Source organism: Streptomyces sp. NPDC006733, from assembly GCF_040636125.1.
Taxonomy (GTDB): Bacteria; Actinomycetota; Actinomycetes; order Streptomycetales; family Streptomycetaceae; genus Actinacidiphila.
The window spans coordinates 1-12064 of sequence record NZ_JBEYJD010000102.1; the positions used below are offsets into that span (position 1 = coordinate 1).

General features: G+C 71.4%; 11 protein-coding genes. 4 read left to right on the plus strand and 7 right to left on the minus strand.

Translation table 11 applies throughout. The features are described 5' to 3' along the window. Positions 1-125 precede the first annotated feature (125 nt). Entirely contained in the window at positions 126-1409 is a 1284-nt protein-coding gene (locus ABZ721_RS40325) for an adenylosuccinate synthase (RefSeq protein WP_358793822.1), read from the minus strand. Positions 1410-1581: 172 nt separating this feature from the next. On the opposite strand from ABZ721_RS40325, the gene ABZ721_RS40330 reads away from it, so the two are divergent. Next, positions 1582-2505 carry a diacylglycerol kinase gene (locus tag ABZ721_RS40330; RefSeq protein WP_358793830.1) on the plus strand — a complete coding sequence of 308 codons (924 nt, stop codon included), beginning with the start codon at positions 1582-1584 and terminating at the stop codon, positions 2503-2505. Positions 2506-2541: 36 nt separating this feature from the next. Here ABZ721_RS40330 and ABZ721_RS40335 read toward each other — a convergent pair whose 3' ends face one another. The 5 genes from ABZ721_RS40335 to ABZ721_RS40355 all read right to left on the minus strand — a co-directional run bounded on the left by ABZ721_RS40335 (position 2542) and on the right by ABZ721_RS40355 (position 6390). Further along, positions 2542-3807 carry a cytochrome P450 gene (locus tag ABZ721_RS40335; protein WP_358793823.1) on the minus strand — a complete coding sequence of 422 codons (1266 nt, stop codon included), beginning with the start codon at positions 3805-3807 and terminating at the stop codon, positions 2542-2544. Next, positions 3807-4649 carry an MBL fold metallo-hydrolase gene (locus ABZ721_RS40340; RefSeq protein ID WP_358793824.1) on the minus strand — a complete coding sequence of 281 codons (843 nt, stop codon included), beginning with the start codon at positions 4647-4649 and terminating at the stop codon, positions 3807-3809. The genes ABZ721_RS40335 and ABZ721_RS40340 overlap by 1 nt, the downstream gene beginning before the upstream one ends. Next, entirely contained in the window at positions 4646-5659 is a 1014-nt protein-coding gene (locus tag ABZ721_RS40345; protein ID WP_358793825.1) for an NUDIX hydrolase, read from the minus strand. The genes ABZ721_RS40340 and ABZ721_RS40345 overlap by 4 nt, the downstream gene beginning before the upstream one ends. A 111-nt stretch (positions 5660-5770) precedes the next feature. After that, entirely contained in the window at positions 5771-6232 is a 462-nt protein-coding gene (locus tag ABZ721_RS40350; RefSeq protein ID WP_358793826.1) for a RidA family protein, read from the minus strand. Next, on the minus strand, positions 6229-6390 hold the full coding sequence (locus tag ABZ721_RS40355) for a DUF4177 domain-containing protein (RefSeq protein WP_138358698.1): 162 nt from the start codon (positions 6388-6390) through the stop codon (positions 6229-6231). Before ABZ721_RS40355 ends, ABZ721_RS40350 begins: the two co-directional genes overlap by 4 nt. Before the next feature lie 230 nt (positions 6391-6620). Here ABZ721_RS40355 and ABZ721_RS40360 point away from each other — a divergent pair, with 230 nt between their 5' ends. Both ABZ721_RS40360 and ABZ721_RS40365 read left to right on the plus strand, forming a co-directional pair. Continuing rightward, positions 6621-7631: an ArsA-related P-loop ATPase gene (locus tag ABZ721_RS40360; protein WP_358793827.1), complete on the plus strand. Its 1011-nt coding sequence runs from the start codon at positions 6621-6623 to the stop codon at positions 7629-7631. 54 nt (positions 7632-7685) lie between these two features. Then, complete coding sequence (locus tag ABZ721_RS40365; protein ID WP_358793828.1) at positions 7686-8993, plus strand: ArsA family ATPase; 1308 nt, start codon at positions 7686-7688, stop codon at positions 8991-8993. On the opposite strand, the gene ABZ721_RS40370 is transcribed toward ABZ721_RS40365, so the two are convergent. Further along, entirely contained in the window at positions 8975-9358 is a 384-nt protein-coding gene (locus ABZ721_RS40370; RefSeq protein ID WP_277441239.1) for a WhiB family transcriptional regulator, read from the minus strand. The two genes, ABZ721_RS40365 and ABZ721_RS40370, sit on opposite strands and share 19 nt — an antisense overlap. 332 nt (positions 9359-9690) lie before the next feature. Between ABZ721_RS40370 and ABZ721_RS40375 the strand changes: the two genes are divergently transcribed. Beyond that, on the plus strand, positions 9691-11964 hold the full coding sequence (locus tag ABZ721_RS40375; protein ID WP_358793829.1) for a transglycosylase domain-containing protein: 2274 nt from the start codon (positions 9691-9693) through the stop codon (positions 11962-11964). Positions 11965-12064: the final 100 nt, after the last annotated feature.

The following is a 12064-nucleotide window of genomic DNA, read 5'->3' on the forward strand; positions in this document are numbered from 1 at the left end:
CTCCGGCGCCCCCCCCGCGGGGGGCACCCCCCGCCCCAACCCCCCCCCATGCGCGGCCCCCCCCCCGGCGGCCCCCGGGGGCGCCCCCCCCGGGGCCCCCCGCCGCGTCGTCGTACAGGCAACCGTCAGATGAACGAGTTGATCTCGATCGTCTCGGTCCGGCCGGGGCCGACACCGATCGCGGAGATCGGTGCGCCCGACATCTCCTCGAGCGCCTTGACGTACGCCCGGGCGTTCTTCGGCAGGTCGTCGAAGGTCTGCGCCTTCGTGATGTCCTCGGACCAGCCGGGGAGCATCTCGTAGATCGGCTTCGCGTGGTGGAAGTCGCTCTGGTTGTAGGGCAGCTCCTCGACGCGCTTGCCGTCGATCTCGTAGGCCACGCAGACCGGGATCTGCTCCCAGCCGGTGAGGATGTCGAGCTTGGTGAGGAAGAAGTCCGTCAGGCCGTTGACGCGGGTCGCGTACCGCGCGATGACCGCGTCGAACCAGCCGCAGCGACGGTCGCGGCCGGTGGTGACCCCGCGCTCGTGGCCGATGACCCGCAGCTTCTCGCCGTCCTCGTCGAACAGCTCGGTCGGGAACGGACCGGCGCCGACGCGCGTCGTATAGGCCTTGAGGATGCCGATCACGCGGCTGATCTTCGTCGGGCCGATGCCGGAGCCCGTGCAGGCACCGCCGGCGGTCGGGTTCGACGAGGTGACGAAGGGATAGGTGCCGTGGTCGACGTCGAGCAGAGTGCCCTGGCCGCCCTCCATCAGCACGACCTTGCCCTCGTCCAGCGCCTTGTTCAGGATCAGGCCGGTGTCGGCCACGTAGTCCTTGATCTGCTCCGCGTAGCCGAGGTACTCCTCGACGACCTGGTCGACGCTGATCGCGCGCCGGTTGAAGAGCTTGACCAGCAGCTGGTTCTTCTCCGCGAGGGCCGCCTCCACCTTCTGGTGCAGGATCGACTCGTCGAAGAGGTCCTGAACGCGGATCCCGACGCGGTTGATCTTGTCGGCGTAGGCCGGGCCGATACCGCGCCCGGTCGTGCCGATCTTGCGGCTGCCGAGGAACCGCTCCGTCACCTTGTCGATGGTCTGGTGGTACGGAGTGATCAGGTGGGCGTTTCCACTGATCAGGAGCTTGGACGTATCGACGCCGCGGTCGTTCAGCCCGCTCAGCTCGGAGAGCAGGACCGCCGGGTCCACCACGACACCGTTACCGATGACCGGGGTACACCCCGGCGACAGGATTCCGGAGGGGAGGAGATGCAGTGCGTACTTCTGGTCGCCGACGACGACCGTGTGGCCGGCATTGTTGCCGCCCTGGTAACGCACGACATAGTCCACGGAGCCACCGAGCAGGTCAGTGGCCTTCCCCTTGCCTTCGTCACCCCACTGAGCACCGAGCAGCACAAGTGCGGGCACAGGCGTACACCCCTTCCGGGCGGGGCATGTCCAACGTGCAGAGAGCCGTCGAACCGGTGCCCCGGAATAGACGAAGCCCCTGACGCAACGGCGCAAGGGGCTCTTGCACCGAGATTTTACCTGAGGAAGGACCAAGGTGTCGGCTCAGCGACCTTCCGAGCAGCAATTGCTCGTGGTCATCGACCCCGCCGCACGTGCCGTCGACGGCGAATCCGTCCGCATCGCGAAGGATGTCCTGTGCGCGGGCGCGTCCTCCGTAAAAATCGCTCTACCGGATTCGGCCGAAGAGGTGGCGCGGGTGCTGTCGCACCGCGGCCGGCGCCGTCCGGTGGTGCTGGGCGACGACCGGAGCCTGCTGATGGCGGTGCGGGCACTGCACCATGAGCGGGCGCTGGGCGATGCCCCGCTGGCGCTGGTGCCGATCGGCCCGCGCTCCTCGCTCGCTCGCGCGCTCGGCGTGCCGATCCAGGTGCTGCCCGCCGCGCGGGCGGTGCTGGACGGCACGGACCGCGAGCTGGACCTGCTGGTCGACGACAGCGGCGGCATCGTGCTGGGCAACCTGCGCATCGACTCCGACGGCCACGGCCACCCGGCGCACTGGTGGTCCGTCCACCGGGACCCGGACCGGGATCCGAACCGGGACCTGAACCGTGGTGCGGAGCGGAACGCGGACCGGGACGGGAGCGGGGAGCGCGGAGAGGCGCCGAAGGGGTGGTGGCGCTCGCCGGGCGGGTGGACCGCCCGGTCCCTGGTCCGCACCCTGAACATGCCGGCCCCGTCGCACGCCCACGGGCCGCGGCACGGCCACGGTCACGCGCCGCGCCAGCGGCTGCGCATCGAGGCGGACGGCGTGGTGCTGGTGGACCTGGACCATCCCGTGCACGAGGTGTCGTTCCGGACGGTGGACCCGGGGCTCATCGAGGTCCGGGTGGACCATCCGGACAGCCCGGAGCCGCTGTGCGTGCGGGCCGCCACCGTCACCGTCTCGGGCCGGGACTTCCGCTACCGCGCGGACTCCGCCCTCGCGGGCCCGGTCAGAACCCGCACGTGGACGGTGCAGCCGGGCGCCTGGCGGCTGACGGTACCGCGCACCTGACGACGCCGGGTGTCGCGCGCTGCCCCGTGCCGCCGGTCACCAGGTGACGAGCAGTTCCGCCAGGCCCCGGATGACGTAGCCGGGCTTCCAGCGCGGCTCGGCCGCCATCCGCAGGCCCGGCACGCGCCGCAGCAGCGTGCCGAACGACGCCATGAGCTCCAGCCGGGCCAGCGGCGCGCCCAGGCAGTAGTGGATCCCGGCCCCGAAGGTGACGTGCCGGTTGTCGGCGGCGGGCCGGCGCAGGTCCAGCCGGTCGGGGTCGGGAAAGTGGGAAGGATCACGATTCGCCGACCCGAAGAGCAGCGCGACCTCGGAGCCGCGCGGGATCACCGTGTCGCCGACCTGGATGTCGTCCAGCACCCAGCGTTCGAACAGCTGCAGCGGCGTGTCGTGGCGCAGCAGCTCCTCGACGGCGTCGCGCAGCAGCCCGGGCTCGGCGCGGAGCAGTTCCAGCTGGTCGGGGTGGCGGAAGAGGGTGAACCAGCCGTTCGCGGTGGTGTTCACCGTCGCCTCGTGCCCGGCGTTGAGCAGCAGCACGCAGGTGGAGACCATCTCCTGCTCGCTGAGGGTGTCCCCGTCCTCGTGCGCGGCGATCAGCGCGCTGATCAGGTCGTCGCCCGGCGAACGGCGCCGCTCGGCGATCAGCCCGCGCAGGTAGGCCGAGAACTCCTCGCTCGCCCGCACGGCCCGCCGCGCGGTCTCCTCGTCCGGGTTGAGTTCGTACATCCCGCAGATATCCGCCGACCAGGGCCGCAGCGGCTGCCGGTCCCCCGGCGGGATGCCCAGCATCTCCGCGATGACGGCGACGGGCAGCGGCTCCGCGACCCGGGCCAGCAGGTCGCCGCCGCCGTCCGCGTACAGCTCCTCGACCAGCTCGGCGGCCAGCCGCTCGACGGTCGGGGCGAGCCGCTCGACGGTGCGCGGGGTGAACGCCTTGGCGACCAGCCGGCGGATCCGGGTGTGGTCGGGGGCCTCCAGGTCGAGCAGGCCGTTGTCGTTGAGGACGTGGAACGGCTCGTGGCCCGGCGGGGGCGCCTCGCGGCCGAACTCCTCGTGGGTGAAGCGGTGCAGATACGTCCGCCCGAGGCGGCGGTCGCGCAGCAGCGCGCTCACGTCGACGTGGTGCGGGATCAGCCACTGCCGGGTCGGCTCGAACCAGTGCGCCCGGCCCTCGGCGCGCAGCGCCGCGTACGCCGGGTACGGGTCGGCCACGAACGCGGCCGACCAGGGGTCGAACCCCCGCACCGCCGCGCCCGCCGAACCTGCCGCGCCCGCTCCCGGTCCCGCTCCCGCGCCCGTCATCAGAAGGACCGCCGGTCCTCGATCAGCCCGTGCTCCCGCAGATAGTCCAGCTGCGCGCGCACCGACAGCTCCGCCGCCGGCCACAGCGCCCGGTCGACGTCGTAGTAGACGTGCGCGACCACCTGCGCGGGCGTCAGGCACCCCGCCTCCACGGCGGTCTCCACCTGCGCGAGGCGGTTCGCCCGGTGCACGAGGTAGTACTCGACGGCGCCGCGGGCGTCCTCCAGCACCGGGCCGTGACCGGGCAGCACCGTGTCGACGCCGCCGTCCATCGTCATGACCTGCAGCCGGCGCAGGGAGTCGAGGTAGTCGCCGAGCCGGCCGTCCGGGTGCACCACGATCGTCGTGCCGCGCCCCAGCACCGTGTCACCGGTCAGGACGGCGCCGTCCGCCGGCAGGTGGAAGGAGAGCGAGTCGGCGGTGTGACCGGGCGTGGAGACCACGCGCAGCTCCAGGCCGCCGGTGGTGACGACGTCGCCCGCCGCCAGCCCCTCGTCGCCCAGCCGCAGCGCCGGGTCGAGCGCCCGCACGCCCGTCCCCGTCAGTTCCGCGAAGCGGGCGGCGCCCTCCGCGTGGTCGGGGTGGCCGTGCGTCAGGAGCGTCAGCGCCACGCGCTTGCCGGCCGCCTCGGCGGTCGCGATGACGTTGCGCAGGTGCGCGTCGTCCAGCGGGCCGGGGTCGACGACGACCGCGAGGTCGGAGTCGGGCTCCGACAGCAGCCAGGTGTTGGTGCCGGCCAGGGTCATCGGCGACGGGTTCGGGGCCAGCACGCAGACGGCACGCGCCGTCGCGGGGCCGCCGACCGTCGGCTGCGGCCTGCCGGGCAGGATCGCCGAGGTCATTCAACAGCTCCTTGCGACGAGACGGACCCCTGCGGAGAACCGGACTCCCGAGCGGAGCCGGATCCTTGCGGAGCGCCGGTTCCCCGCGGGGAGCCGGCGCCCTGGGGGATGTGCTTGGTGAACTCCTCGTGCCCCGGCCAGCTCAGGACGATCCGCCCCTCGTCGAGCACCGCCCGCGCCAGCACCGGCTCCAGGTCGCGGTCGGCCGCGCCCGCCAGGACGGCGGCCACCGAGTCGTACGGGAGCAGCGCGCGCAGCGTCGCGATGGTCGGCGGCATCATGACCATCTCGCCGGTCCGGTACCCCTCCACGGCCTCGGCCGGGCGCAGCCACACCGTGCGGTCGGCCTCACCCGAGACGTCCAGGGTGCGCTGCCCCGCCGGCATCAGCGCGACGAAGAACCAGGTGTCGTAGCGGCGCTCCTCGAACTCCGGGGTGATCCAGCGGGCCCACGGGCCGAGCAGGTCCGAGCGCAGCACCAGCTCGCGCCGGGCCAGGAAGTCCGCGAACGACAGCTCCCGGCTGACCAGCGCCTCCCGGTCGGCCTCCCAGCTCTCGCCGGTGGTGTCCGCCACGACGCTGTCGCCGTCGGGGCCGGCCAGCAGGACGCCCGCCTCCTCGAACGTCTCCCGGACCGCCGCGCAGACCACCGCCTGCGCCGACACCGGGTCCACACCGAGGGCGGCCGACCACTCGTCGAGCGACGGGCCCGCCCACCGGACGGGCTTCTCGTCGCGCGGGTCCACACCGCCGCCCGGATACGCGTACGCGCCCCCGGCGAAGGCCATGGAGGCGCGTCTGCGCAGCATGTGGACGGCAGGGCCCTCGCCCGAGCCGCCGACGGCGTCCGCTCCGCCCGGACCGCTCGCGCCGTCCCGCAGGAGCAGTACGGTCGCGGCCCTGCGCGGGGTCACCGGGGTCAGTTCCCCGTTCGCCAACGCCCGGATCCGGTCCGGCCAGGAGGCCGGGAACCACTGTCCGTCACTCGTGCCGCCGCTGCTGGTGGTCATGGGCGGGATCGTACGGCCTGCCGCCCTGATGTTCGAGGGTGAGTCCCCGCGGCGGTGAGTCCCCGGGGGAGAGTCCGCGCGGGCCGGGCGCACGGCCCGGCCCGCGACGGCTCAGACCAGCTCGACCTGGATCTCGACCTCGACCGGGGCGTCCAGCGGCAGCACGGTCACGCCGACGGCGCTGCGCGCGTGCACGCCCTTCTCGCCGAGCACCTCGCCGAGCAGCTCGCTCGCACCGTTGATCACGGCCGGCTGCCCGGTGAAGTCCGACGCCGAGGCGACGAAGCCGACGACCTTCACGACGCGCTTGATGCGGTCCAGGTCACCGACGACCGACTTGACCGCCGCGAGCGCGTTCAGCGCACACGTACGGGCCAGGTCCTTGGCCTCCTCCGGCGTCACCTCGGCGCCGACCTTGCCGGTCACCGTCAGCTTGCCGCCCACCATCGGGAGCTGGCCGGACGTGTACACGTACACACCCGACTGCACGGCCGGCTGGTACGAGGCCAGCGGCGGCACCACGGCGGGCAGCGTGATGCCGAGCGAGGCGAGCTTGTCCTCGACCGCGCTCACGCCTGCTTCTCCCGCTTGAAGTAGGCCACCAACTGTTCCGCGTTGTTCCCATTGGGTACGACCTGGACCAGCTCCCAGCCGTCCTCGCCCCACGTGTCCAGAATCTGCTTCGTCGCGTGCACAAGAAGGGGCACGGTCGCGTATTCCCACTTAGCCATGGGCCCGACTGTAACGCCTGCCCGCACCCCTCCGGCTCCACGCCCGGCCCGGGTCCGGTACGGGTCCGGTCGCAGGTCCGGTTACGGGTCCGGTCGCAGGTCCGGTTACGGATCCGGTACGGGTCCGGCCGCCGTTCGGCCCCGGCCCGGCACCGGTTCGGCCGGGAGATAGACGCCACACCTGGGGACTGGGCTGCTTGAGCCGTACACCGAGTGGTTACGCTCGAAGTGTGAGCCCACAACAGTCCACCCCCACCCGGCTCCATATCGTCACGGGCAAGGGCGGCACCGGTAAGACCACGGTCGCCGCCGCCCTGGCGCTCGCCCTCGCCGCCGAAGGCCGGCGCACGCTGCTGGTCGAGGTCGAGGGGCGGCAGGGCATCGCCCAGCTCTTCGAGACCGGGGCGCTGCCCTACGAGGAGCGGAAGATCGCCGTCGCGCCCGGCGGCGGCGAGGTGCGCGCGCTCGCCATAGACCCGGAGCTGGCGCTCCTGGACTACCTGGACATGTTCTACAAGCTCGGCCGCGCGGGCCGCGCCCTGAAGAAGCTCGGCGCCATCGACTTCGCGACGACCGTCGCCCCCGGCCTGCGGGACGTCCTGCTGACCGGCAAGGCGTGCGAGGCCGTGCGCCGCAAGGACAGCGCGGGCTGGCGGGCGTACGACGCGGTCGTGATGGACGCCCCGCCGACCGGCCGGATCACCCGCTTCCTCAACGTCAACGACGAGGTCGCCGGACTGGCCCGGATGGGGCCGATATACAACCAGGCGCAGGCCGTCATGCGGGTGCTGAAGTCCACCGAGACCGCGGTGCACCTGGTGACGCTCCTGGAGGAGATGCCCGTCCAGGAGACCGTGGACGGCGTCGCCGAGCTGCGGGCGGCCGGGCTGCCGGTGGGGGCCGTCGTGGTGAACATGCTGCGCCCGGTGCTGCTGGACGACGCGGACCTCGAATCCGTCGCCAACGGCCGGCGGACCGCCGTCGCCAAGGCGCTGGCGCAGGCCGGGCTGGGCGGTGCCCGCAAGGGCGGCCAGGCGGAGCGGCTCGTCGACCCGCTGCTGGAGCAGGCGCACGAGCACGCGCAGCGCGTCCTGCTGGAGCGCCGCGAGCGCGCCGAGATCGCCGGCCTCGACCTGCCGACGTACGAGCTGGAACTGCGCGGCGAGGGCATCGACCTCGGCGGCCTCTACCGGCTGGCCGACAGCCTGCGCAAGCAGGGGATGACGGGCGGGGAGAACTGACATGGGCTTGAGCGCGAGGGCGGACGTGGACGCGGTCCGGCGGGGGGAACCGGCATGAGCCTGGAGAATCCTGGGGATCTGGAGAGTCCGGTGCTGGCGATCGACCCGCTCCTCGACGACCCGAAGACCCGCATCATCGTCTGCTGCGGCTCCGGCGGCGTCGGCAAGACCACCACCGCCGCCGCGCTGGGCGTGCGCGCCGCCGAACGCGGACGCAAGGCCGTCGTCCTGACGATCGACCCGGCGCGCCGGCTCGCGCAGTCGATGGGCCTCACCGAACTGGACAACACCCCGCGCCCGGTCACCGGGGTCGACGAGTCCGCGGGCGGCACGCTGCACGCGATGATGCTCGACATGAAGCGGACCTTCGACGAGGTCGTGCTGCAGCACTCCGACCCCGAGCGGGCCCGTGCGATCCTCGCCAACCCCTTCTACCAGTCCCTGTCGGCCGGCTTCGCGGGCACGCAGGAGTACATGGCGATGGAGAAGCTGGGCCAGCTGCGCGCGCTGGACGCGTGGGACCTGATCATCGTCGACACCCCGCCGAGCCGTTCCGCGCTGGACTTCCTGGACGCCCCGCAGCGCCTCGGATCGTTCCTGGACGGGAAGTTCATCAAGCTGCTGATGGCGCCGGCGAAGGTCGGCGGCCGGGCCGGGATGAAGTTCCTCAACGTCGGCATGTCGATGATGACGGGCGCGCTGAGCAAGGTGATGGGCGCGCACCTGCTGCGTGACGTGCAGACCTTCATCGCCGCCATGGACACGATGTTCGGCGGCTTCCGCAAGCGCGCGGACGCCACGTACAAGCTGCTGCAGGCTCCCGGGACGGCGTTCCTCGTGGTCGCGGCTCCGGAGCGGGACGCGCTGCGCGAGGCCGCGTACTTCGTCGAGCGGCTGGCCGCCGAGGACATGCCGCTGGCCGGTCTGGTGCTGAACCGGGTGCACGGCAGCGGGGCGCCGCAGCTCACGGCGGAGCGTGCGCTGGCCGCCGCCCAGGCGCTGGAGGAACCCCGGGAAAATCTTGGGGACGGCGGCATTGTGGATCGTGAGGCCGGGAAGACTGACTCCATTGCCGAGGGGGCGGAGGGTGCGGAAGGGACGGATCCGAAGACCCGTGCCGACGGCACTTCGGACGACGCGACGATTCCGCCCGAGCAGCGTCTCGCCGCCGGGCTGTTGCGGTTGCACGCCGAGCGCATGCGCGTCGTCGCGCGCGAACGCCGCACCCGGGACCGTTTCGTCTCCGTGCACCCTGAGGTGCCGATGGTTGACGTAGCGGCCCTACCGGGCGACGTGCACGACCTGGACGGCTTGCGCTCGATCGGCGAACGGCTCGCCGGGGATCACCCCGCCGCGGCGTAGTCGTCCTCGTCGTCCAGCGGCAGGATTCCGGTGCTCCGCTCGTACTCGGTACGCGCGGTCTCGAGCAGCCTGCGCCACGAGGTGACCGTCGGGCGCCTCCGCAGCAAGGCCCTGCGCTCGCGCTCCGTCATTCCGCCCCACACCCCGAACTCGACGCGGTTGTCGAGCGCGTCGGCCAGGCACTCGGTCCGCACCGGGCATCCGGTGCACACCGCCTTGGCCCGGTTCTGGGCCGCACCCTGGACGAATAGTTCGTCCGGATCAGTCGTCTTGCACGCTGCCTGCGTGCTCCAGTCGGTAACCCAGCTGCTCATGCTGGCGCCGTCCTCTCCCGAATCGAGGCTCCCCCACGGCGGCACCGGCATATTCACCGTTGCCAGTTGAGGACGTTACGGAAGGTAGGCGTGACGCAACAGCCCTTTCAGGCCCAATCTTCGATGGCCCGAATGGACTATGGGTGCGCGCCAGATCACCCAACGGAGTGAGCGGCACCCATTTCAGACATATGGGGCAGAGCGGTCACTGCGCCTGGCATATCGCCCAAGTCACCCGGCATATGACAGGAATTCGGGCAGTTCTCATCACCCACAAGAGTGATGATGGAGGGCAGGCGCACGCTCAGCGATCGCGCCTGTGTGTTACAGAGTAGGCGAACAGATGGGCGCACGTCCGGGGAATCGCAACGTAGGCTGCCTCCATGCCTCACAAGCGATCGGGCGGGGGTCTCTCGACGGCCCAGCAGGCCGCCAAGTTCCTCGGTGTCAGTGTCCTGTCCGGAGTGGTACTGGCGGGGATCGCCCTGCCGGCCGCCGGCGCCCTCGGCCTGTCGGCGAAGGGCACGGCCTCAGGGTTCCAGGACCTGCCGGGCGAGCTGAAGCGCCCGCCGCTCAGCCAGGCGTCGAAGATCCTCGACGCCAACGGCGGCCTCATCGCGACCGTCTACTCGCGCGACCGCACCGTCATCCCGATCCAGCAGATGAGCCCGAACATACTGAAGGCCATCGTCGCGATCGAGGACGCCCGCTACTTCGAGCACGGTGCGATCGACCTCAAGGGCATCCTGCGCGCGCTCAACAAGAACGCGCAGGACGGCGGCGTCTCCGAGGGCGCCTCGACCCTCACCCAGCAGTACGTGAAGAACGTCTTCATCGAGCAGGCGGGCGACGACCCGGACAAGGTCGCGCAGGCGGTCCAGCAGACCATCGGCCGCAAGATCAAGGAAATGAAGTACGCGATCCAGGTCGAGAAGGAACTCGGCAAGCAGAAGATCCTGGAGAACTACCTCAACATCACGTTCTTCGGTGAGCAGGCCTACGGCGTCGAGGCCGCGGCCAAGCGGTACTTCAGCAAGCACGCCAAGGACCTGAGCGTCGGCGAGGCCGCGATGCTGGCGGGCATCGTCCAGTCGCCCAGCCGCTTCGACCCGGTCAACGACGAGCAGGAGTCGATCAAGCGCCGCAACCTCGTGCTGCAGCGGATGGCCGACCTGGGGGACATCACCCCGGCCCAGGCCGAGGCCACGAAGAAGCTGCCGCTCGGTCTCAAGATCAGCAAGCCGAAGAACGGCTGCATCACCGCCGTGAACGGCGCCGGCTTCTTCTGCGACTACGTCCGCAACACGTTCCTGCAGAACGCGGCCTTCGGCAAGACGAAGGAGGCCCGCTCGAAGCGCTGGCGCGAGGGCGGCCTGACGATCAAGACGACGCTGGACCCGCAGGCGCAGGCGTCGACGCAGAACGGCATCGCCAAGCACGTGTTCAAGAACGACCCGGTGGCGACCGCCGTGACGCTCGTCGAGCCGGGGACCGGCAAGATCCGCGCGATGGCGCAGTCGAAGCCGTACGGCTTCGGCAAGGACGAGACGCAGATCAACCTCGCCGTGAACCGCAACATGGGCGGCGGCCTCGGCTACCAGCCCGGTTCGACGATGAAGGCGATCACGGCGGCCTCCGCGCTGGAGGCCGGCTTCCAGCCGGCGCAGACCTACCCGTCGCCGTACGAGATGCCGTACCCGACGGTCACGGACTGCGAGGGCAAGACGTACGCGGACAGCGGCACGATGACCAACGAGGACGAGAAGGAGGTCGGCCCCTACGCGATGCCCGAGGCACTGCAGAAGTCGGTCAACACCTACTTCGTCTCGCTGGAAGCCGAATCCGGTCTGTGCGGCGTGACGAAGATGATGAACAACCTGGGCATGAGCGAGCGTGCCGGCGGCGGGAAGTGGGGCCTCGGGGCCGCGTTCACCCTCGGCTCCAACGAGGCGTCGCCGCTCAACATGGCCGCCGCGTACGCCGCCTTCGCCGCCCGCGGCACCTACTGCGCCCCGCTCGCCATCGAGTCGGCCACGGACGCGGACAAGAAGCCGATCGCGGTGCCGAAGGCGCTGTGCTCCACGGCGATGTCGCAGACGACGGCGGACACGATCAACACCATGCTCAAGGGCGTGGTCGACGATGGTACGGGCCAGGCGGCCGGCCTCAGCGACCGCGACACCGCGGGCAAGACCGGTACGACCGACGACCGGAAGGCCGCCTGGTTCGTGGGCTACACCCCGAACATGGCCGCTGCCGTCTGGATCGGCGGCGCGGGCGCCAAGCAGGTCAAGATGGTCGACATCACCTTCGGCGGCGAGTACTACGAGAAGGTGTTCGGCGCCACCGGCCCCGCCCCCATCTGGAAGGACGCCGTCAGCGGCGCCCTGGAGGGCAAGCCGGTCATGTCGTTCAACGAGGTGCCGCTGAACATCCCCAAGAAGCCGGTCGGCACCCCGCCCCCCAACCCGGGCAACCCCGGCAAGCCCGGGCAGCACACCACCGGGGCCACCACGATGGGCACGACGACCGGCGCGGTCACCGGCGCGACGACCGGGGGGCCGGGCAAGCCGAAGCCGTGGCCCACGTTCACCATCCCGCCGGGCATCATCGGCGGCGGGAACGGCCACTCGGGCGGCGGGACGGGCGGCCGCTGACGGCTTCCGGAACGGCTTCCGGAACGGCTCAGGGAAGGACCGTGCCGGTCCCCGACGGGAGGCCGGGCCGTTTCGGATCATAACGATCCATTCCGCCCCT

Coding starts and splice junctions, on each gene's coding strand:
- ABZ721_RS40335 (WP_358793823.1), bottom strand. CDS start 3,807: ATGACGGGCGCGGGAGCGGGACCGGGAGCGGGCGCGGCAGGTTCGGCG.
- ABZ721_RS40340 (WP_358793824.1), bottom strand. CDS start 4,649: ATGACCTCGGCGATCCTGCCCGGCAGGCCGCAGCCGACGGTCGGCGGC.
- ABZ721_RS40345 (WP_358793825.1), bottom strand. CDS start 5,659: ATGACCACCAGCAGCGGCGGCACGAGTGACGGACAGTGGTTCCCGGCC.
- ABZ721_RS40355 (WP_138358698.1), bottom strand. CDS start 6,390: ATGGCTAAGTGGGAATACGCGACCGTGCCCCTTCTTGTGCACGCGACG.
- ABZ721_RS40365 (WP_358793828.1), top strand. CDS start 7,686: ATGAGCCTGGAGAATCCTGGGGATCTGGAGAGTCCGGTGCTGGCGATC.
- ABZ721_RS40370 (WP_277441239.1), bottom strand. CDS start 9,358: ATGCCGGTGCCGCCGTGGGGGAGCCTCGATTCGGGAGAGGACGGCGCC.
- ABZ721_RS40375 (WP_358793829.1), top strand. CDS start 9,691: ATGCCTCACAAGCGATCGGGCGGGGGTCTCTCGACGGCCCAGCAGGCC.